Annotated in this window: 20 protein-coding genes and 2 pseudogenes; 4 read left to right on the top strand and 18 right to left on the bottom strand. The window is 70.9% G+C overall.

What is annotated here, in order from left to right; all coding sequences use genetic code 11:
• Positions 1-96: 96 nt before the first annotated feature.
• The 8 genes and pseudogenes from ACFYZL_RS04740 to ACFYZL_RS04705 form a co-directional block, all read right to left on the bottom strand.
• Positions 97-273: pseudogene (locus ACFYZL_RS04740) on the bottom strand (VOC family protein); the annotation flags it as partial.
• Positions 274-303: 30 nt separating this feature from the next.
• The gene (locus ACFYZL_RS04735; protein WP_388676007.1) at positions 304-1,170 is read right to left on the bottom strand and encodes a MurR/RpiR family transcriptional regulator; all 867 of its coding nucleotides are present in this window, start codon (positions 1,168-1,170) and stop codon (positions 304-306) included.
• Between the two features lie 97 nt (positions 1,171-1,267).
• Entirely contained in the window at positions 1,268-2,554 is a 1,287-nt protein-coding gene (locus ACFYZL_RS04730; protein WP_388676004.1) for a cyanophycinase, read from the bottom strand.
• Positions 2,555-2,566: 12 nt separating this feature from the next.
• Positions 2,567-3,787, bottom strand: a complete 1,221-nt coding sequence (locus ACFYZL_RS04725; RefSeq protein WP_384742859.1) for a M20/M25/M40 family metallo-hydrolase — start codon at positions 3,785-3,787, stop codon at positions 2,567-2,569.
• A complete protein-coding gene (locus ACFYZL_RS04720) occupies positions 3,784-4,536 on the bottom strand; it encodes an amino acid ABC transporter ATP-binding protein (RefSeq protein ID WP_384743024.1) in 753 nt (250 codons plus the stop codon). Before ACFYZL_RS04720 ends, ACFYZL_RS04725 begins: the two co-directional genes overlap by 4 nt.
• Before the next feature lie 8 nt (positions 4,537-4,544).
• Positions 4,545-5,477 (bottom strand): amino acid ABC transporter permease, encoded by a 933-nt coding sequence (locus tag ACFYZL_RS04715; protein ID WP_384742856.1) that lies wholly within the window; start codon positions 5,475-5,477, stop codon positions 4,545-4,547.
• Positions 5,478-5,512: 35 nt separating this feature from the next.
• On the bottom strand, positions 5,513-6,469 hold the full coding sequence (locus ACFYZL_RS04710; RefSeq protein ID WP_384742854.1) for an ABC transporter substrate-binding protein: 957 nt from the start codon (positions 6,467-6,469) through the stop codon (positions 5,513-5,515).
• Between the two features lie 482 nt (positions 6,470-6,951).
• Complete coding sequence (locus tag ACFYZL_RS04705) at positions 6,952-7,134, bottom strand: hypothetical protein (RefSeq protein WP_388675999.1); 183 nt, start codon at positions 7,132-7,134, stop codon at positions 6,952-6,954.
• 272 nt (positions 7,135-7,406) lie between these two features.
• Here ACFYZL_RS04705 and ACFYZL_RS04700 point away from each other — a divergent pair, with 272 nt between their 5' ends.
• Positions 7,407-7,931, top strand: a complete 525-nt coding sequence (locus ACFYZL_RS04700) for a WhiB family transcriptional regulator (protein ID WP_388675996.1) — start codon at positions 7,407-7,409, stop codon at positions 7,929-7,931.
• A 373-nt stretch (positions 7,932-8,304) separates the two neighbouring features.
• Here ACFYZL_RS04700 and ACFYZL_RS04695 read toward each other — a convergent pair.
• Positions 8,305-8,385, bottom strand: a pseudogene (locus ACFYZL_RS04695) (TetR/AcrR family transcriptional regulator); the annotation flags it as partial.
• Positions 8,386-8,972: 587 nt separating this feature from the next.
• On the opposite strand from ACFYZL_RS04695, the gene ACFYZL_RS04690 reads away from it, so the two are divergent.
• Positions 8,973-9,983 carry a quinone oxidoreductase family protein gene (locus tag ACFYZL_RS04690; protein WP_388675993.1) on the top strand — a complete coding sequence of 337 codons (1,011 nt, stop codon included), beginning with the start codon at positions 8,973-8,975 and terminating at the stop codon, positions 9,981-9,983.
• Between the two features lie 233 nt (positions 9,984-10,216).
• The gene (locus ACFYZL_RS04685) at positions 10,217-10,387 is read left to right on the top strand and encodes a hypothetical protein (RefSeq protein ID WP_384742845.1); all 171 of its coding nucleotides are present in this window, start codon (positions 10,217-10,219) and stop codon (positions 10,385-10,387) included.
• A 96-nt stretch (positions 10,388-10,483) separates the two neighbouring features.
• Here the strand turns inward: ACFYZL_RS04685 and ACFYZL_RS04680 are convergent, their stop codons facing one another.
• The gene (locus ACFYZL_RS04680) at positions 10,484-10,720 is read right to left on the bottom strand and encodes a hypothetical protein (RefSeq protein WP_388675990.1); all 237 of its coding nucleotides are present in this window, start codon (positions 10,718-10,720) and stop codon (positions 10,484-10,486) included.
• Between the two features lie 691 nt (positions 10,721-11,411).
• Here ACFYZL_RS04680 and ACFYZL_RS04675 point away from each other — a divergent pair.
• Positions 11,412-12,005 carry an NAD(P)H-dependent oxidoreductase gene (locus ACFYZL_RS04675; RefSeq protein WP_384742842.1) on the top strand — a complete coding sequence of 198 codons (594 nt, stop codon included), beginning with the start codon at positions 11,412-11,414 and terminating at the stop codon, positions 12,003-12,005.
• Between the two features lie 209 nt (positions 12,006-12,214).
• Here the strand turns inward: ACFYZL_RS04675 and ACFYZL_RS04670 are convergent, their stop codons facing one another.
• From ACFYZL_RS04670 to ACFYZL_RS04635, 8 genes are all read right to left on the bottom strand, one after another.
• Positions 12,215-12,439: a hypothetical protein gene (locus ACFYZL_RS04670; RefSeq protein WP_384742839.1), complete on the bottom strand. Its 225-nt coding sequence runs from the start codon at positions 12,437-12,439 to the stop codon at positions 12,215-12,217.
• A gap of 220 nt (positions 12,440-12,659) precedes the next feature.
• A complete protein-coding gene (locus ACFYZL_RS04665) occupies positions 12,660-12,848 on the bottom strand; it encodes a DUF6381 family protein (RefSeq protein ID WP_384742836.1) in 189 nt (62 codons plus the stop codon).
• A gap of 618 nt (positions 12,849-13,466) precedes the next feature.
• Positions 13,467-13,907 carry a pyridoxamine 5'-phosphate oxidase family protein gene (locus tag ACFYZL_RS04660; protein ID WP_388675985.1) on the bottom strand — a complete coding sequence of 147 codons (441 nt, stop codon included), beginning with the start codon at positions 13,905-13,907 and terminating at the stop codon, positions 13,467-13,469.
• 51 nt (positions 13,908-13,958) lie between these two features.
• Positions 13,959-14,084 carry a hypothetical protein gene (locus tag ACFYZL_RS04655; RefSeq protein WP_388675982.1) on the bottom strand — a complete coding sequence of 42 codons (126 nt, stop codon included), beginning with the start codon at positions 14,082-14,084 and terminating at the stop codon, positions 13,959-13,961.
• A gap of 506 nt (positions 14,085-14,590) precedes the next feature.
• On the bottom strand, positions 14,591-15,601 hold the full coding sequence (locus tag ACFYZL_RS04650) for a DUF5914 domain-containing protein (RefSeq protein ID WP_384742829.1): 1,011 nt from the start codon (positions 15,599-15,601) through the stop codon (positions 14,591-14,593).
• On the bottom strand, positions 15,598-16,611 hold the full coding sequence (locus tag ACFYZL_RS04645; RefSeq protein WP_388675979.1) for a phytoene/squalene synthase family protein: 1,014 nt from the start codon (positions 16,609-16,611) through the stop codon (positions 15,598-15,600). The genes ACFYZL_RS04650 and ACFYZL_RS04645 overlap by 4 nt, the downstream gene beginning before the upstream one ends.
• On the bottom strand, positions 16,608-18,128 hold the full coding sequence (gene crtI / locus ACFYZL_RS04640; protein WP_388675976.1) for a phytoene desaturase family protein: 1,521 nt from the start codon (positions 18,126-18,128) through the stop codon (positions 16,608-16,610). Before crtI ends, ACFYZL_RS04645 begins: the two co-directional genes overlap by 4 nt.
• The gene (locus tag ACFYZL_RS04635) at positions 18,125-19,270 is read right to left on the bottom strand and encodes a polyprenyl synthetase family protein (protein WP_388675973.1); all 1,146 of its coding nucleotides are present in this window, start codon (positions 19,268-19,270) and stop codon (positions 18,125-18,127) included. The genes crtI and ACFYZL_RS04635 overlap by 4 nt, the downstream gene beginning before the upstream one ends.
• Positions 19,271-19,389: the final 119 nt, after the last annotated feature.

Below are 19,389 nucleotides of genomic sequence, written 5' to 3'. Positions count from 1 at the left end.
CGGGCCGGTCGCTGCTCTTCGCGTAGCCGCAGTGCCTCCCGCCCCCCGCCCCGAGCGGAGCCCGGGCCCGAAACCTGAGGGTCGGGAGGTGGGGCCTTACTGCGGATACGGGCGGGTGATCAGCTCGATCAGGTGCCCGGAGGGGTCCTTGAAGTACACGCCTCGGCCCCCGTGCTCGTCGTTGACTTCCCCGGAGCGGCGCATCTGCGGGTCGGCCCAGTGCTCGATGAGGCGGTCGCACAGCCGCCGGTAGGCGCGATCGAACAGCTGGTCGGGAGCTGAGCGCTTCAGGGCGTGCAGCGGCTAGACCATTCCTATGCGGTGGGCGATTTCCTCGTTGTGGCGCAGCCGCTGGTGTGCTTGGGGACCGAGGGTGTTGATGACGCCGGCGATGAGGACTTCGATGACGGCGAGGGTGGGGACGAGGCTGTCGTAGGGGGCGGTGGTACCCACCTGGCTGGGCAGGACGACGTCCGCGTGGGCGGTGGCGGGGGAGAGCCAGGGGTCGGTGAACACGATGGTCTTGCCGGCGGCCTCGCGGGTGAGCTGGGCGATGGCCGTCTTGTCGTCCTCGTAGCGCCGGTAGTCGAAGAGCACGACGACGTCCCGGCGGGCGAGCTGGGCCAGTGCCGCGGTACGTTCGACCGGCCGGTCGGGCAGGAAGCGGACGTCTTCGCGCAGCTGCATCAGGTGGAGGCCGAGGTACTGGGCCAGGAGGTGGGTGAAGCGGCCTCCGGCGAGGATGATGTGACGCTTCCGGTCCGCGAGGAGTTGGACCGCGCGTTGGAAGTCGTGCGGGGGGATTTCGGCGAGCGTCTGGGCGAGCGCGGGGGCCAAGGTGGCGTTGCTGTGTTCGAGGAGGCCCGCACTGCTGGTCGTGTCGTGGGAGCGGCCCAGGCCCGCGGCTTCGTAGAGGGCGACGGGGGAGGCGTTGCGGACGTCGAGTTCGCCGCGCACCGCCGCCTGGAGGTCGGGGAAGCCCTGGTAGCCCATCCGTGCTGCGAAGCGCAGGACGGTGGGGGTGGAGACCGAGGCGCGTTCGGCGATGACGGCGACGGTTTCGAAGACCGCGGACGGGTATCCGGCCAGCAGTGTTCGGGCGACCTTGCGTTCAGCGGGGCTGAGCGCGCCGAGGTTGGCGCGAATGCTGTCGGCGATGGTGCCGGTCATCGTCGGGTGGTGTCCTTCCGGAGAGGTCGTGCCGTGTCCGCCGAGCCTAGTGCCGGCGCGGCGAACACGGATGTACGGGCTTGCCGTTGTCTTGGGTTCAGTTCGGGGTGATGGTGAGGGCGAGCGAGGTCAGCGTCGTCGGGTCCGAGGAGTTGTGGGCCCACGCGGTGGTGGGCTGTGTGCGGGTGAGCGTCACGGTGTAACGCGGATCGGTCTCGAAAGTGGAAGCCGTCGCGGTGCGCTGGGTGCGGCTGGCCGCGAGGGCACGAGCGGTGCTCAGGAGCGAGTACGGCCGACCGCTGGTGTTGGCCGGGGAGTAGAAGGCGTCGTTGTTGGCGGGAACCGGGGTGTCGCCTGTCGGGGTGATGGGGTGCTTGCCGGGGGCTGGAAGCGCCCGCCAGGTCTGGGGCAGGTAGCGGTCGCCGTCGGTGAGGTAGGTGTAGCGGGCTCCGCTCAACGACCAGCCGGCGGTCGTGGTGTGTGCGCGGGCCCGGCGGAGGTCGAGGACGGTCAGGCCGCGGGTGCCCTTGACGGTGGCGGTCTCGGCGGGTGTGCCGGGGTTGTCGATGATGAGGGCGGTGTTCTCTTCGAGGCCGTAGACGCGCGGGTGGCCGGTGTCGGATGCCAGGCGCAGAGCGCGTCCTTCGCGGCCGGCTGCGCCGGTGTGGGTGTCGATGAGGCCGGAGCGGAAGAACCCGAAGCCGCCTGCCGGCAGGTAGCCCAGGCGGGTCGGGTCGTCGAAGTAGCCGGGGCTGCTGCCGTCGCGCAGGGCCTGGTAGGAGTCGCCTCCGGTGACCATGTCGGCCCCGGCCATGATCTGCGCGCCGGCGGAGGACCCGGCGATGACGGCTCCGGCGGCGAGCTTGGCGCGGATCGCGGCCAGGACCTTGCTGTCGGTGTGCGCGTCGCCGTGCAGGAGCGTGGTGACGTAGCGGTACTGGTCGCCGCCGCCGAAGAAGAAGCCGGTCATGGAGTTGACCTGGGCGACGACCGCGTCGGAGTCCGCGTTGGCGATGTGGTCGAGGTCGACGGGTATCCATTGTGCGTCGGCGGCGCCGTGCTGCTTGAACAGGGAGGCGTAGTAGGCGCCGTTGCAGGCCGAGTTGCTGCACCGGGCGGGGTCGTCGGCGTTCGGGTCCCGGCTCGCTGGAATGGAGGCGGCGGTCAGGACGCCCAGACGGGCGGCGGAGCCGCCGGCGCGGTCGATGATCTCGCGGTAGACGGCCTTGTTGTCCTCCTTGAGGCCGCCGCCGATCAGGACCAGCGAGCCGCCGCGGGTCGGGCCGTGCGCGGGGGAGGCGTGGGCGGCGGGGACGGCGAGGGCGGCCGACAGCATGGCCGCGGTGGCGGCCAGGAGGCCGCGTCGTGAGCGGGTGCCGGGCATGCGGGGCTCCGTTCAGGTGGCGGTGGTGTGGGTCTGGCACAGGCGGGCGATCAGCAGGGTGAGGAGGGTGATGCGGTCGGTGATGGTCGAGGTGTCGAGCCATTCCTGGGGGGTGTGGTCGGCGCCGCCGACCGGGCCGAGACCGTCCAGGACCGGTGTGCCGGTGGCGGCGATGGTGTTGGCGTCGCCGACGCCTCCGGTGCTCGCCGCCCCGAAGACGAGCCCCAGTTCGCGGCCGGCACCGTGGGCGAGGGCCAGCATGTGCCGGTTGCCGGCGGTCGCCTCCATCGGCGGGCACAGGTCCAGCTGCCGCACCGCGGCGGTCGTACCGAGTACGGGCAGGCGGGCCGCGGTCGCCTCGATGGCGCGGCCGATGCGGTCCAGGCAGACGGTGGTGGTCGCCCGGACCTCGACGTGGAGTTCGGCCCGCTCGGGGACGATGTTGGGGCGGCTGCCGGACCGGACGACACCGACGTTGATCGTCGCGTCGTCCTCCTGTCCGTTGAGGGACTGCAGGGCGATGGTCAGATGGGCCGCCGCGAGGGCGGCGTGGGCTCCGCGCTCGGGCTCGATGCCCGCGTGCGCCGCCCTGCCCGAGACGGTGACGAGGTACTCGGCAACTCCCTTTCGGGCGATGACCACATCGCCGTTCTCGCGTGCGCATTCCAGGGCCAGCGCGAAGTCGGCTTCGGCGGCGAGGGTCCGTGTGAGGGGGGCGCTGCCGGGTGAGCCGATCTCCTCGTCGGGCGTGGCGAGGAAGACGATCTCGTCGTAGTCGTCGAATCCCTCCTCGGCGAGGATCTCCAGCGCGCTCAGACCGGCCAGGAGACCGCCCTTGTCGTCGCTGACACCCGGCCCGTGGGCCAAGGACCCGGTCAGGGTGAAGGGGTGGGCGGCCGCGGTGCCGTCGTCGAAGACGGTGTCCATGTGGCCGGCGAGGAGGATGCGCCGCCCTCCGTCCGCTGCCCTCCTGGCACCCCTCTTGCGGGCGACGAGCGTGCTGCCCAGAGCTCGCCCGCGGTGGCGTCCGGCGGGCACGGTGTGGGTGGTGGCGCCGTAGCGTTCCAGTCGGTCCGCGAACCAGGCGGCGACGCGGTTGATCCCATAGGGGCTGTAGGAGCCGGAGTCGATGGCGACCAGGGCGGCGAGGTCGGCCAGGTACTCGCCGTGCCGGGCGGCGGCGCGGGCCCGCAGCGTCCGGGTGGACGGCCGCGGGCTGACCGGGGCGGTCACAGGACCTTGGACAGGAACGCGCGGGTCCGCTCCTGCGTCGGGTCGGTCAGGACCTCGCGAGGGTCGCCCGCTTCCACGACGACACCTTCGTCCATGAAGACGGCTGTGTCGGCGACTTCCCGGGCGAAGCCGATCTCGTGGGTGACCACGACCATGGTCATCCCGTCGGCGGCGAGGCGCCGCATCACGTCCAGCACGTCACCCACCAGCTCCGGGTCGAGGGCCGAGGTCGGCTCGTCGAAGAGCATCAGCTTCGGCTTCATCGCCAGCGCGCGGGCGATGGCCACGCGCTGCTGCTGCCCGCCGGACAGCTGCGCGGGGTAGTGGCCGGCCCGATCCGCAAGCCCCACCTGCTCCAGGAGCCGGTGCGCCTCGGCCTCGGCGTCGGGCCGCGGGACGCCCGCGACCTTCACCGGCGCCTCGCAGACGTTCTCCAAGGCGGTCATGTGGGGGAAGAGGTTGAAACGCTGGAAGACCATGCCGATGTCGCGGCGGCGCTCGGCGACCTCCCGCTCGCGCAGTTCGTGCAGCTTGCCGCGATGGCGGCGGTAGCCCACGAGGTCGCCGTCGACGGTCAGCGTGCCGCCGTCCACGGTCTCCAGGTGATTGATGCAGCGCAGGAAGGTCGACTTGCCCGAGCCCGAGGGCCCCAGCAGACAGCAGACCTGACCGCGCTCGACCGTCAGGTCGATGCCCCGCAGCACTTGGAGGCTGCCGTAGTTCTTGTGGACGCCACGCGCCTGGACCATGGGTTCGCTCATCGCCCGGACTCCTTACTCGTACGGTGGGCTCGGAAGGTGCCTGCGCCGCCGAGCAGCCGCCGCAGTGTCGGGGCGCTGTGGCTGCGGGCCGCGCCGCGTCCGTAACGGCGCTCCAGCCAGGCCTGCGGGATGCTCAGCAGGGAGACGAGCGCCAGGTACCAGCAGCTGGCGACGACCAGCAGGGGAATGACCTGGTAGTTCTGGGCGTACACCTCCTGGATGTTCGACATCAGGTCGTGGGCGGCGATCACCGAGACCAGAGCGGTCATCTTGAGCATGTTGATGGTCTCGTTGCCCATGGGCGGGATGATGACCCTCATGGCCTGCGGCAGGACGATCCGCCGCATGGTCAGGGCCGGGCGCATGCCCAGCGAGTGCGCGGCCTCGGCCTGCCCGGGGTCGACGGACTGGATCCCCGCGCGGACGATCTCGGAGGCGTAGGCGGCTTCGTTCAGGCCGAGGGCCAGGAGGGCGGCCACCGCGGGGGTCAGGACGGTGTTGGTGTCCCAGGAGACGAAGGTGATGCCCGTGAACGGGATTCCGATTTTGATCTGGGAGTACAGGGCTGCGGCGTAACCCCAGAAGATGATCTGCACGAGCAGCGGTGTGCCGCGGAAGGCCCACACGAACAGGGACGACAGGCCGTACAGCACGGGGCTCGACGACAGGCGCATGACGGCGACGACCGTGCCCAGGATCAGCCCCAGGGTCATGGCGGCGGCGGTCAGCCACAAGGTGGTGGCCATCCCGTCGAAGATCAAACCGGCGAAGAGGTAGTCGCCGACGATGTCCCAGTGGAGGTTGTCGTTCTTGGCGAGCGACCCGGCCAGGCCGGCCAGTGCGGCCACGGCCGCGACCGCCGCGACCCAGCGCCCGTAGTGGCGGACCGGCACCACGTCGTCCGCCCCGTTCTGGAACGTGGCGGTCATCGTGTCAGGGGTGCCGGTTGACGTGGTGGTGTCGGTCACTGGGCGCCCGCGTTCTTCGTGGCTTCCTTGACCGCGATCGACGCGACGCCGTACTTGTCGCAGATCCTTGTCAAGGTGCCGTCGGCGACGAGCTGCCGCAGCGCCTTGTGGATCGCGTCGGTCAGCTGCGGCTGCTTCTTGGACACCGCGATGCCATTGGGAGAGGCCTGGTAGCCGCCCTGGGCCGCGGGGTCCTCGACGGAGTCGAAGGCACCGCCGTTCTCGGCGGTCTTGGCAGTCCACCCGGCGGCCGGCTTGGTCAGGACATCGGCGACGACCTTGCCCGCGCGCAGGGCGAGCTGGGCGTCGGAATCCTTGGGGAAGGTCTGGACGTCGATCGGCTGCCGGCCCAGCTCGGCGCAGCGGGACTGGTGGGCCTTGAGGAGGTCGGCCTGGTTGGTGGCTGCCTGGACGCCGGCCGGGCGCCCGCACAGGTCGTCCAAGGTGGTGATCTTGGCCGGATTGCCGTCGGCGACGAGCAGGCCCGAGCCGGACTGGGAGTAGTCGACGAAGTCGACGACCTGCCGGCGCTCCTTCGTGTCGGTGATGGCGGAGATCGCCACGTCGTACTTGCCGGCCTGGATCGCCGGGATGATGCCGTCGAACTTCTGGGGGGTGAAGGCGAACGTCACTCCGAGCTTGGCGCCCAGCGCCTGGCCAAGGTCGTAGTCCAGGCCGGTCAGCTCGCTCTGCCCTTCCTTGACGAACATCTCGAACGGTGCGTAGGGCACGTCGGTCGCGACTCTTACGGTGCCGGACTTCTTGATCGCCTCGGGCAGCGCGTCGTGCAGCTCTTGATCGGGCTGGACCCGCACCCCGGCCACGTCGGCCCCGGTCAGGTCGGGGGCTGCGGTTGCGGGTTCGCTGTTGCCGCACGCCGACAGGGCGGTGGTCGCGGCGAGCGCGGTGAGCGCCGCGGTCAGGGAGCGGACGAAGGGTGTACGTACGTGCATGACTCTCGGACCTCGTTCACAAGGGGAGGGAAGACACCAGAGGACGGCTGCCACCGGCAAGCCACACCGGAAGTTACAGATGAACGCTAGAAATGGCTAGATGTATCGCATGTTACGTCGAGATCATGTTCTGGCTGTGAGCGCTTAATCGACCACTTCGCCACAAAGGGTCGATTTTCATAGCCTCTTGCGCTCGCCGACAGTCGATCTTGGTGTTACATCTGTTCGCAAAACCTGGTGACTTGTATCGTCTGCTACTGCACCATCTGTACTGGCTGCTGGATCTTGCGTCGCAATCCCCACTCACCGATCGAGGGCGCCGCCGTGCAACAGGCCATTCGCCGACCCCGACTCGCCGCCGCGTCAGCCCTGCTGGTGCTGCCCGGCCTCCTCATCGCCGCCGCACCCGCAGACGCCGCCGCATCCCGTATCCGCCTGGCAGCGGGACGGACATCTCCCGCCCCTCCTGGCAAGGCCCCCGCCTACACCATGAACGGCGCCGGCGCGGTCGTGCCCGGCTCCACGAGCCGTGCGATCGACGACATCCGGTGCGGCACCGGCGCCCTCGACATGGTCGTTCTGGCCGGATCGACTCCCATCAGCGGCAGCAAGACGCCCGAATGCGACACCGTCACGACGCTGCCGGGCGTCAGCTCCTGCACCACCTGGACTGACCGCCACCTCCGACGCGAGCAACGCCCAGGTCAACGCGGACGTACGCAACGCCGGGTTCGTGTACTTCGCGGGGGGCGGCAGGGACACAACTTCGCCGTCTTCTTCAGCTCGTCAGACCTCAAAGGTTCAGGCGGCCTCCCGGTGGGCCGAGGACGGGCCCGGACGGTGTGTCGGCTGACTTCTGAACCACCGGCGGACGAGAGACGTTGTCCTTGTGAGAACGCTTTCCTGGTGCAAGAGAACCGAGAGGGGATCCGTGGTGATGGGTCCGGTTGTCCAGCATGGTCGGAGCGAAATCGAGCGGGGTGTCTCGGCGGCCGCGCCGGAACTGTCCGCCCCGGCTTGCCGGAACGCCGATCCGGGTCTGTTCTTCCCGGCATACGGCCGGCAGCTGAGGCATTCCCAGGTCATTGCCGCCAAGGAACTGTGCACGGGCTGCCCGGTCCAGGAGGAGTGCCTCGCGATGGCCGTCCACGCGGACGAGAGCGACGGCATATGGGGCGGCACCACACCGGTCGAACGACGCCGGATGAGGTCGCAGCTGGCTCGCATGCAGTGCGGCGCGGAGCTGGCCCGATCCGTCGTCCGCGAAGAGGACCCGCGGGTACCCCTCGCTGAGCGGCCGGGCGTGGTCCACAACCTGCTGCGGATGGGCTGGAACGCCGAACGTATCCGTCAGACCCTGAAGTTGACCGCCGACCAGGTAGAGGAGGCGCGGGTGGCGGCGGCCAGGGCGCAGGCACTGCACGCCCTCATGGAGCGGCATTACCCCCAGGGGTGGAGCTGACGTTCCCCTGCTCCCGGCAGACGCTTCGGACTCACCCCCCGCGCGCCGATGCCGTGGCCGTGGACGGCGCCACACGCGTGGAAGGGACGGTCTGGCCGCCGCGGTGACATCGACGCCCGCCCTGCTCGGAGCGGCCCCTGGGGAACCGCGGAGCGCGCTCCGGGTGCGACTGCCCCCGGCCGCCTGGCCCTGCGCGCGCATGCCGCGCCGGTGATCGCCGTCTGCCAAGGGGCAGTCGTTCAGACTGTGTCATCGCGTCGCGCTCGCGCCTCGTGCCCGCCTCACCCCCGCCCTGGCCCACGGCTTCGTCGAATCCCACTCCAGGAGGACAACGGACGCTTCTTGGGACTGGCTCGCGCGCGTCCGGGGCAGTGCTCAGGCCGTTGAGCGTGAGGTCGAGGAGCCGTTCGGCTTGCTCGCGCTGTTCGGGTCCGCCGGAGGCGAGGGCGATGCCGGTGACGCCACGAACACGTCGACCGGACCAGCCGTGTGGAACCAGGCACGGGGCGATGCGCCGGGTGTGTTCGATGAGAACACGAGGGGCGCCGGCCCCGGCGTAGGGGGCGTGGCCGGGGGCCCGTGGCGCGGGCGTAGAAGCACATGCGGAGTACGCCAACGCCGGAGTCAACGCAACGTGCAGGTGCGGAGTTTTCGGGAAGACGAGGAGCAGGGCCCCGTCCTGAGGTCTTCCTGATCGGGAGCCCCGGTGCCCATCGGCCCGTCAACGCCGGGCTGACTCCCGGTTGATTCGTGCGGGCCTGGCTGTGTCGCGCCACAGGCATCGGCGAGCTTGCGGATGGACCAGCGGGTGAAGGGCCTGCCGACCCGGGACGGGTGGGTCGTGACCGTCTGGACGAAAGTCCTCATCGTCGGGACTGGGCAGGGGGACGGCCCCCTGCCCCCTGAGGGTGCCGGCATGCGAGCCGGCGGCGGGCTGGTCTGCTTGCTGGGAATCGGATCGCCATCAACGGGGTTGGTGGGGGATGAGCCGCTGATCGCGAACAACGGGGTTGGTGGGGGACGAGCTGATATTGGAGTGTCATGCGAGCGATTCAGGTGTACGAAGTGGGCGGTCCCGAGGTACTGCAGGAGGCCAAGGTGGACCAGCCGCGGCCGGGCCCGGGCGAGGCGGTCGTGGAGGTCGCCGCATCCGGGGTCAACTTCCTCGACGTCTACCACCGCGAGGGCCGGTACAGCCTCCCGCTGCCCTTCACCCCGGGCTCTGAGGGCGCCGGCACGGTCGTCGAAATCGGACCCGGCGTCGCTGACGTCGCAGTGGGGGACCGGGTCGGCTGGGTGGAGATTCCCGGCACGTATGCCGAGCGGGCCGTCGTGGACTCCTCCCGGTTGGTGCCGCTGCCCGACGACATCGACTTCGAGACCGCCGCCGCCGTGCTCCTGCAAGGTATGACCGCGCACTATCTCGTCAAGGACGCCTACCCGGTTCAGGGGGGCGACACGGTGCTCGTGCATGCGGCTGCTGGTGGCATGGGGCTGCTTTTGACCCAGCTCATCACCCATCTCGGCGGCAGGGTGATCGGCACGACGTCGACCACGGCGAAGGCCGAACTGGCGAAGCGTGCCGGGGCCGCTGAGGTGATCCTTTCCTCCGCAGTCGACGATCTCGCAGCCGAGGTGAGGCGGCTCAACGGCGGTGAGGGACTGCCGGTTGTCTTCGACGGCGTCGGCGCGCACACCTTCGATGCGAGCCTCGCCAGCCTGCGAACTCGCGGCCATCTCGTGCTCTTCGGCGCGGCAAGTGGTGCCGTGCCTCCGTTTGATCCGATTCGGCTCGCCCACGGCGGTTCGCTGACCCTGATCCGGCCCAGCCTCGGAGACTTCATCGCCGATCGGTCCGAACTGCTCCGACGGGCCGCCGATGTGTTCGAGTGGGTGCGTTCCAAGGCGCTTGAGGTCACCGTAACGGGCCGCTACGCATTGTCCGAGGCCGCCCAGGCCCACAGCGACCTGGAGGCTCGGCGTACCACCGGCAAGCTGCTCGTCATACCCGATGCGGCCGCTATGGGACGTCGCGAGGAGAGGCAGAGCTGATCGCGGGTGACGAGGTCGGGGATCTTCGAGACTGAGATGTCGAGGGCATGGCCGACCGTCATCGCCGAGATCCCCGACAGCGTCAGGCACTCATCATGCTCGGTCGGCGGCGGCCGTGGGTGAGTGGCGGTCCTGCGCTGTACCCGCGGGTACTGGCGCGCATCGGGCGCAGGTTTGATAGACGTTGACCGATCGGGCCGGCATTCCGCCAATCCGGGAAAGGGGGCGGGGCGGTGTCCGTACCTCCACCGCGCATCATCGTCTGCTCCAACTGCCAGGCACGCCCCGGGGCTGGGGCTGTGCCCACCCTGGCGGCCCACAAGGGACAGCTGACGGTCACCTGGCACGCCACGACGTGTCCGCACCACCTGGCCGACCGGATCCTGGCCGGCAAGGAAGCCTGAGCAGGACGACCGAGCGGCGCCGAGCGGCGTCGTGCGGAGCCGGAACCAGACGTTCCCACTGCTCGTCGGTCAGCAGGCGCATGCGCCCGCTCGTGGTCACCGAGTCCGGTAGGCGGTGGCCAGCACGGAGACAGTGACCCGATCGGGCAGGGTGCCGGCGCCGTTCAGGTCTGCACGACTCACGTGGCGTGCACTCGGCGTCATCGCCACCAGGTCGAGCACATCCAGCCTGGACAGGGTCGCGGAGTACTGCACCTGTTCGGTGACGACGGCCTCGAAAAAGGGGGTGAGCGCGCGGTGCAGGCGCTGCTTGGCCGGGTCGATCGTGACCATCGCAGGCACTCGGCCACGCAGCTCGGCCAAGCGCCGAAGGGGAGGCACGCGTGTGGACTCAGAGGGCCGTGAGGCCCTGGGACACTCGCGGGGCGGACTGACCAGCAAGATCCACCTGCTGGCCGACGGTCGATGCCGCCCCCTGGCCCGGCTGACCTCGCCCCGCCAGCGCGGGGACTGCACGATGCTCATCCCCTCGTGCAGGCCGCGAACGTGGCCCGCACCGGAACCAGGCGCCGGCGCACTCGGCCGGACCGGGCCCGCGGCGACGAGGCGTACTCCAGCCGCGCAATCGGCGCCTGCCTGCGGTCGCCCGCTGGCCTTCGACCGCGAGCAGTACCGCCAGCGCAACACCGTCGAACGCTGCATCGGGAAGCTTGAACAGCACCGGGCAGTCGCGACCCGGTAGGACAATCGCGACTACATCTTCAACGGCACCCTGGCCGCCGCAGCCATCGTGACCTGGCTCCGCTACCGCATCAAAGAGCCATCAGACACTGCCTGGTCTCGGCGTTGGGTGGCGAGCGGGCGGCTGGTGTCCGCTCCGTGCCGGGTTGATCGATGCCAACCGGACGCTCGCCTTGGTCGGCGGGCCTCCCACCACGGCAGGGTGTCCAAGGCGGCCCCGGGTGCGGCCCGATTATCCTTCGCTGGGCCGGGCGTTGCCGGCCGTTGCAGACCGGGGGGAAGAATGCGCGTAGCGGTGTATCTCGCACATCCGCGTGCGGGGAGTTTCAACCATGCTGTTTTCGACGCCGTCGTGGAGGAGTTGCGCGAACGGGGCGCCGAGGTAGTGGCTCATGACCTGTGTGAGGAGGGCTTCCCGGCGGTGTTGTCCGCCGATGAGACGGGAACGGTCGAGGACGCGGAGCGCGCTCAGGAGGGGCAGGTGGCCCTGCACCGTGCGGAGGTGGCCACGTTGGACGCCATGGTGTTCGTCCACCCGAACTGGTGGGGTATGCCTCCGGCCGTCCTCGCTGGGTGGGTGCAGCGTGTGCTCGTGCCGGGTGTCGCCTACAAGCTGGGTGCTGCGGAGGGCGAACCCGTCGGGCTTCTGAAGGTGGGCAAGGCCCTCGTGCTGAATACGTCCGATACTCCCGCCGAGCGGGAGGACAGCGAGTTCGGCGATCCCTTGGAGAGGATCTGGTCGGCCTGCGTGTTGCCGTACGTCGGGGTGAGCGAGGTGCACCGGGTGGTCTTCCGGACGGTCGCCGACTCGACGGAGGAAGTGCGCAGGGATTGGCTGGAGCAAGCACGTCGGCAGGCGGCCGCGCTCGTGGCCTGAACCGGCAGCGGCCACCGTGGGCCGCCTGCCGGATGCAGCCGGTCACGCCGAACAGCGCACCCAGACAGACCCCCGGCGCAGCTTCGCGTCACCGGCACACACGGCGCGCATTCCGCGGGTCGGGGCTTGGCGTGCCCGGGGAGGGACGTTCATGGTGGAGAACATGCCGAAGAAGAAGCCGCGGCCCAGGCACCAGTTGACGGCCGATTTCAAGGCCGAGAGCGTCGAGATGTGCCTGCGTGGGGACCGGTCGGTGCCGGAGGTGGTGGAGGACCCTGCACGCGGTGGATCTCCTCGGGCATCCAGCCGACCATCGCGCCGCGGGCGTGCTGGATGACGTGGACGCCTTCCGCGCCGGCCGCGGCGGGGGCGAATCCGGCGTCCTGCAGCACGGTCCGTACTGCGTCCAGGAACTGCGCTTCCTGATCATTCACGAACCGAACTGTAGGGGTCCGGCGCCTGTCAGGCCCGTAGGGCGCGTCGGCTCGGTTGCCGTCGTCGCCCTGACCAGCACGACGCGGTCGGCGGCCGGCCGGCGCTCCCCGGCTTGGACGGTCGCGACCCTCTGACCGATGGGGGAGGGCCACCGCCGGTAGTGGGAGCTGGGACGGCGGCCGATGAGCGCCGCGGCCGCCGTCCCTTGCCGCCGCTGTCCTACATGGGATCCATGGTTCCGCTGCCCGGCCCGTTCTGCTCCTCGCTCTTCTGCCGGATGCGCAGGGCCTTGTCCCGCAGCCGCTGACGCTCGGCGGGATCCGTCGCCCGTTGGGCTGCCTGTTCCAGTTCCTGGGCCTTGTCGCGCATCTCCCGGGCTCGCTCGCTCGGGCCGCTGTCGTTGCTCATGGCCGGTCCTCGGTGGGTGGGGAAGGGATCGTGTGCAGTGCGAGCCCATCAGCAGCACCCCGCGCCCGCCACCGTAAGCGGACCGAACGGGGGTCGGGGGAGGGGCGCAGCGGGTGGCCGTGAAGTGGGCGGTCGGTCGCGGGGGAACCGTCTGGCGGGGCGGTTTTAGGTGTGGATGCGGCTGTTGGCGCCGTCGATGGGCGGGTAGGGGTAGCCGGTCTGTCAACCCTCGCGGCTTCTGCCGGATCCATGTGCAGGGCTTCGACAGAGATCGGACGATGTCCGGAGGGTGGCGTTCTGTAGGCAAGGATGATGGCGACTCCGCCAGCCTGGTCGCGACGTGCCGGGTGCGGTCCGGCCTCGCCCGGCAGCAGCTTGCCCGGTGGTCGGCGGGGCCATCCGATGTGAAAGCGAGAGATCGCAGTTTGAGGGACGGTCAGGTGCGGTCGCGCAGGTTGCTGTTCGGCGGTGGTTCTTCCGTGTGTTGGTGTTTCGTTTTCAGTGGAAGTTGAGTCCTGTGACCTGGTGCTTCGCTGCGTGACGCCGATCTGCTGGTGAAGAGCTCCGCCGAAGCGAGGGTGGGGTGGGGTTGGCGCCGACTCTGTAGGCACGGGGGTTTTAGCTTTGTGCGGGGATGTCCAGGGCGGTTCCGTACAGGCGGGCGACCCGGATCAGGATGGTCACGCGTCGATCAGGCAGCGGGTGCTCGCCGGGGGCCGCCCCGTCTGCCGGGTCTACGATCTCCGCTTCACCTTCCGCTACGGCGAACGACCATATGTCCGGGCCGTTTACGTGCAGTGAGGTGTGCGGGTCGCGGCGCAACTGGCGGACCTTGAGGCGGTCGGCGGTGGAGGAGACTCGCAGTACCCGCTCCTCGGTGTTCCAGTCGTAGAGGACGGTCGACAGGTGCGGGTGGCCGGTGCTCCTCACGCTCGCGAGGACACCGAACTGCTGCCGGCTCAACAGCTGGGAGAGCTCTTGGTCGGTGAGTGCTCGGGGGGCCGGGCCGTCGTTCTGGGTGGTGCCGGTGGTGGTCTCGGCGGTGGTGCGGTCGCTCACGGGATCGGCCTTTCGTTGGTTGGGGTGAGGTGAGTGATGTGCGAGGGCGGGTCAGCCGGCCGCGCAGTGGGCGGGGGCCAGGGCGTCGGGTCCCGGGCGGCCCGCCGTGCGCGAGTGGTGGTGCGGTTCGACGGGGAGCGTGCAGCCGCAGACCTGGCCGGTGGACGCGCCCGCCACGCCGGTGAGCCGAAGGCGGCGGTGCGGTCTGGGAATGTGTGCCCGTGGCTGATCGGGTCACGTGGTCGGCCTGCCCCGGCAGGAGCCGGCTGCCGAGCGTGACGAGGTAGAGGTTGATGACCCGCCCGGGGGCGGCGGTGGTGAGGTCCAGACCGCTCCGGATGGCCGGGGCGGAAGAGGCGCGATGGGGCCGGCGAGGCGATCAACCGCATCTCTGTGGCGCTGGCTCCGAGAACGAGCCGGTGTGCGCCTGGCCAGTGGGCGAAGCGGGCGATGGCGCAGAGTCGGATGTGGCAAACACGCGGTTCCTCCTGTCAGTTGACGGAACAAGAGAGACATTAGCAGATGGTTTTGTTGTAGACGATCTGTCGGGCGGAGCGGAGGGCCGGCCGGGGCGCTAAGCCGACGACGGATGGCGGTCACGCTGCCGGCGGCCGGTGGCGGGAGGCGGGCCCGGTGCGTGGTGCCCGCCGTCTGCCCTTCGGACAGGCATGATCACGTCGGTTTCACCCCGGCAATCTGCCCGTAGAGCGCAAATGCCAGCGTCGCTCGGCGTAGGCGAGGTCGTCCCGCCAGAGCCGGGCCGCCGCGGTGCGCATCACCGGGCGCAGGATGGGGGCAGCTTTGCGGGCGAACGCGAATCCCGGCCGGTCGCAGACGGCGACCACGGCCTCGGTCAGTGCCGTGCGCGGACGGCCTCGACCGTCCGGCCCCAGGGGGGTCGCGTGTGTCTCCACCACTGAGCCCGCGCCTTCCCCCTCCGTGATGCGCATGACGACGGTGCGTGGTCCGGGAGCGGTGAAGACCGCCCTCACCGGCACTACCAGTCGTCCGGCCACCTTGAAGGAGACGTCGACCGCGAAGTGGTCCGCGGTGTCGTCCCTTCCGGGCGAGCCGACGACGGTCAGGTCGACGAACGAGTACGGGTGGAACCAGGCCCCGTGCCATGGATCCAGGCGATTGGCCACGATGTCCTCGGGTTCACAGAGCCCTGTGCCCTCGTACACCGCTGTCACTCCGCGAGCCAGGTCCGGCCGGGCCGGCACGGCCGGGGCGTCCAGTGGCTCCTCTCCGCCGGTCTCGTCGAGCCGTACCCAAAGGAGCACGCCGTCGTCGAAGGCCGGCAGTGGCTCCCAGCCCGCGAACGGGGTTCCGTCGAGGGCGAGTCCGTGCCAGTGGCACACCAGGGTTCCGCACCGGACGGGACTGTCCGCCAGAGGTGCCCCGAGGTGCGGACAGGCACCCGGGCCGGCGTGCAGCCGCCCGTCCGTGCCGCGCCAGACCACCACTTCGCGGCCCGCGACGTCACGGGCCAGGGGGCGGTCGCCCCCCAGTGCGGCGGACGCCCCCACCACATACCAGTTCCCGGACGGGCGGGCCTGCGCCCGTTTCAAGGCTTCCGCGATGAGAGCCGGCTTGGCCTCGCGCCAGGTCGGCTGTTGCCGGTCCCACGGGACGGGCCTGCGGCGCAGCACGAAGGGCAGGCGGGCACGTCGCCGGGACGGTTCGGGATTCATACGACCTCCTCGGAGGCGGCGGCTCGTGCGGCGGGCGTCGTCGAGTGCGGCGGCGCGTGCACCGGCCCGGGTCGGCCGCGGTGGCGCGCCCTGGCTGCCACCGCCCGGACCAGACCGCCCGCCGCGACCGTCGCGCGCCTGCGGCGCGGCACCACGGCTCGACGGTGCAGCGCGGCATAACCGTCCCGGGCGACGGCGTCGAGAATGTTCCCGTACAGGATGTACGCGGTGCGGATGCAGGGTCGGGACAGCGGATCGAGCATGGCGAGGCCGGGCCGCGCCTCGCGGTAGACGCGGCGGGTGAGGGCCTCGAACTCCCGTAGAGCGTCACGCACACGGCGGTCCTGTCTGCCCGCGTCCCGACAGCGGCGCATCAGTTCGCGGTCGACGCCGTGCGCGGCCAGCAGGTCGGCCGGCAGGTAGACGCGCCCGCGGTCGAGGTCCTCGCCGACGTCGCGGAGGAAGTTGGTGAGCTGGAAGGCGACTCCGAGGGCTGCTGCGTGCGGCTCGGCCTCCGCGCGCGGTACCACCGTGCCCAGCACCGGGAGCATCTGCAGACCGATCACGGCAGCCGAGCCGTGCATGTAGCGGAGCAGATCCGCGTAGGAGGGGTAGTCCGTCACCACCAGGTCGGAGCGCATCGCGGTCATGAAGTCCCGGAAGTGGCGGTGGTCGATGGCGTAGCGGCGTGCGGTGTCGGCGAGCGCTGTCACCACCGGTTCACTGTCGCCCTCCTGCCGCAGCCCCTCGTCCAGCCGGCGCTGCAGTGCGGTGAGCCGTGCCCCGCGCAGGCCGTCGTCCGCGCCGGGGTCCGTCGAGTCGACGATGTCGTCGGCCCACCGGGCGAAGCCGTACAGCGCGTGCACGGCCGGCCTGCGTTCGGCCGGCAGCAGGCGGGTGGCGAGGAAGTACGTCTTGCCGTGCGTCGCGTTGAGCTCGCGGCACCGGTGGTACGCCGCTCGCAGCACGGGGTCGGTGATACCTGCTGCGTCGAGTTCGCGTCCGGTCATCGGGTCGCCCGTTCGGTGCGGGGGGAGGAGCGCCGGGCGCCGCCCGTGATCCGGGCTGCCGCCAGCTTTCCCGACACCACGGTGGTGGGTACGCCGACGCCGGGGGTGGTGCCGCAGCCGGCCAGCACCGCGTTCCGGGTGCCCCGGACCAGGTTGCGGGGCCGGAACGGTCCCGTCTGCAGGAACGTGTGGGCAGCGGAGAAGGGGGTGCCGGCGGCGTGCCCCTGGTCCAGCCAGTCCGCCGGGGTGACGAGCGATTCGTCTTCGATGGCCGCCTCGATTCCGCACAGGCCGCGCCGTTCCAGCTCGCGCAGCAGGTCGTCCCGGTAGCGCGGACCGAGCTCGCCCCATGCGGCGCCGTCGGGCCCGATCTCCGTGTTGGGGCAGGGAGCGAGGATGTAGTGGAGGTGCCGCCCGGGTGGGGCGAGCGTGGGGTCGGTGGCCGTGGGCCGGGTGATCAGGAGGGACGGATCGCTCATCAGCCGTCCCTGCCGGGTGAGTTCGTCGAACGTGGTCCGCCAGGCGGCACCGAACGAGATCGTGTGGTGGGCCAACTGGGGCCAAGTGCGGTCCGTGCCTGCGTGCAGGACCACGGCGGAGGGGGAGTGGCGCAGTCGCACCGGCCTGCGGGGCCGGCGGCCGAGGAGCCGGTAGGCGACGGGGAGGTCCGGCGTGAGGACGACGGCATCGCAGGGGATGCGGTCGTACGCGGTGAGGACGGCGGTGATCCGTTCGCCGGAGCGTTCCAGCCGGGTCACCGGCTCGCCGAACCGCAGTTCGGCGCCCGCGTCGGCCGCTGCGTCCGCCATGGCCTGAGGCAGGGCGTGCATGCCGCCGCGCGGGAAGTACACGCCGGCGACCGTGTCCATGTAGGCGATGACGGCGTAGGCGGCGAGGGCCTTGGCCGGTGGCACGCCCGCGTACAGGGCCTGGAAGGAGAAGACCCGCTGCAGCCGCTCGTCCTTCAGGAAGCCGCCGATGCGCCGCTCCAGCCGCCCGAAGCCGCCGAGCGCCGCCAGCCGGGCGAGGTCCCCGGTGAGCAGGTCGAGGGGGGAGTCGAAGTTCGCGTCGATGAAGCGGCGCATCTGGACCCGGTAGAGGCGTTCCAGCCAGGCGCGCAGCCGCCGGTAGCCCGCCGCCTCACCGGCTCCGGCGAACTCCTCGACCGCTGCGGCCATCGCCTCACCGTCGGTGTGCACGTCCAGGGTGCTGCCGTCCGCGAACGACGCCCGATAGGCAGGGTGCAGGGGGATCAGGTCCACCCGCTGTTCCAGGCTGTCGCCGACCGCCGCGAAGGCTTCGTCGGCGAGGTCGGGCATGGTCAGCACGGTCGGGCCGGTGTCGATCCGGTAGCCGTTCAGACGCAGGCGTCCTGCCCGGCCGCCGGGCAGCGGGTCCCGTTCGACGATGGTGACCCGGCGTCCCGCGCCCAGCAGGTGCAGGGCCGCCGACAGGCCGGCCAGGCCCGCCCCGACGATCACCACGTGGTCCGTGCGGCCGCACGATGGACGGGTCACTGTCGTGTCTCCTTCGGCGTGGCGAAGCCCACCGGGGCCGCTGGGGGTGCCGGATGCGGGCGGGCGGGCGGGCCGTCCAGGTCGCGGGGAACCGTTGCCGCGCTGAGCAGACCGCGCAGGCGGCCCTTCGCCCCTGCGGCGAACGCAGCGCCGTCGAAATGGCGCAGTCCTTCGGCCGCCAGGTGCGCGATCTTGGTCTCGACGGCCTGGCGGGCGCCCGTCCGCACCAGTACCTGCCGCACCTCGTCGAGTCCGGCGGCGGTCAGGTTCGCATCACCGAGGGCTCGTTCGAGGACAGCCAGGGCCGGCCGGTCGCCGGTGGCCTCGGCCCTTGCCATCGCGAGCGCGGCGAGATAGGTCGGCTTCCCCTCGCGGATGTCCCCTCCACAGCTCTTGCCCGTGTGCAGGGGGTCGCCGAACAGGTCGTCGAGGTCGTCGCGCAGTTGGAAGGCCATGCCCACGCACCGTCCCGTCGAGCTCAGCGCGCGTATCGTGCTGCCGTCCGCGTGCGCGACCACGGCGCCCAGCACGAGGGGCCGTTCGACCGAGTACAGCGCACTCTTGAGGTGTGCTGCGCGCAGCGCCTCCAACTGCGAGCGCGTCCCGGTCAGCTGACCCCGCAGGTCGAGGAACTGGCCCGCCACCATCTCGGTACGCATGTCGCTCCACAGCCGGCGCACCGAGGCCGCGGTCCCCGGGTCGAGCGCCGTTTCCGCCACCACGTCGTCCGCCCACGCCAGTGCCAGGTCCCCGGCCAGGATCGCGGCAGCCTCACCGAAACGGGCGGCGCGGTCGGGCGAGGCGGCACTGCTGTACAGCTCCCGCACGTCGGCGTGCAGGGCCGGCCGGCCGCGCCGGACCGTCGCGCCGTCCATCACGTCGTCGTGGACCAGGGCGCAGGACTGGAGCAGCTCGAGCGCCGCCCCTACGCGCAGCGCCACCGCGGCGGTCGCCCCGTCGTCCCCGCCGCAGGCGCGCATCGACCACCAGACCAGCTGCGACCGCAGACGTTTACCGCCCTCCCTGGTGAAACGTGCGACACGCTCGCCCAGTTCGCGGGCGAACACGGCGTCCACGACACCGGCTCGGGTGAGTCGATCGGCCAGCACCCGCTCCAGCATGTCCCCGATGGCGGTGTGCACGTCCGCATCGACGGCGCCCGGCCGGGGTGCCGGGAGGATGCCGGCGTGCGGTTCCTCGGACTCCGGCGGTGTTCCGGCAGCTGCCCGGACCGACATACTCCGCCATGGGGAGGAACGCG

Source organism: Streptomyces sp. NPDC001717, assembly GCF_042892775.1.
In the GTDB taxonomy this organism is placed as follows: Bacteria; Actinomycetota; Actinomycetes; order Streptomycetales; family Streptomycetaceae; genus Streptomyces.
Note: the sequence above shows the minus strand (reverse complement) of the source record. Positions and strands in the feature narration are given on the sequence as shown.

Excerpts from the sequence above, each read along its gene's own strand:
- ACFYZL_RS04700 (WP_388675996.1), top strand. The coding sequence starts at position 7,407 with ATGGGTCCGGTTGTCCAGCATGGTCGGAGCGAAATCGAGCGGGGTGTC.
- ACFYZL_RS04650 (WP_384742829.1), bottom strand. The coding sequence starts at position 15,601 with ATGAATCCCGAACCGTCCCGGCGACGTGCCCGCCTGCCCTTCGTGCTG.
- ACFYZL_RS04645 (WP_388675979.1), bottom strand. The coding sequence starts at position 16,611 with ATGACCGGACGCGAACTCGACGCAGCAGGTATCACCGACCCCGTGCTG.
- ACFYZL_RS04680 (WP_388675990.1), bottom strand. The coding sequence starts at position 10,720 with ATGGTCACGATCGACCCGGCCAAGCAGCGCCTGCACCGCGCGCTCACC.
- ACFYZL_RS04735 (WP_388676007.1), bottom strand. The coding sequence starts at position 1,170 with ATGACCGGCACCATCGCCGACAGCATTCGCGCCAACCTCGGCGCGCTC.
- ACFYZL_RS04720 (WP_384743024.1), bottom strand. The coding sequence starts at position 4,536 with ATGGTCCAGGCGCGTGGCGTCCACAAGAACTACGGCAGCCTCCAAGTG.
- ACFYZL_RS04690 (WP_388675993.1), top strand. The coding sequence starts at position 8,973 with ATGCGAGCGATTCAGGTGTACGAAGTGGGCGGTCCCGAGGTACTGCAG.
- ACFYZL_RS04675 (WP_384742842.1), top strand. The coding sequence starts at position 11,412 with ATGCGCGTAGCGGTGTATCTCGCACATCCGCGTGCGGGGAGTTTCAAC.
- ACFYZL_RS04730 (WP_388676004.1), bottom strand. The coding sequence starts at position 2,554 with ATGCCCGGCACCCGCTCACGACGCGGCCTCCTGGCCGCCACCGCGGCC.
- ACFYZL_RS04715 (WP_384742856.1), bottom strand. The coding sequence starts at position 5,477 with ATGACCGCCACGTTCCAGAACGGGGCGGACGACGTGGTGCCGGTCCGC.
- ACFYZL_RS04665 (WP_384742836.1), bottom strand. The coding sequence starts at position 12,848 with ATGAGCAACGACAGCGGCCCGAGCGAGCGAGCCCGGGAGATGCGCGAC.
- ACFYZL_RS04710 (WP_384742854.1), bottom strand. The coding sequence starts at position 6,469 with ATGCACGTACGTACACCCTTCGTCCGCTCCCTGACCGCGGCGCTCACC.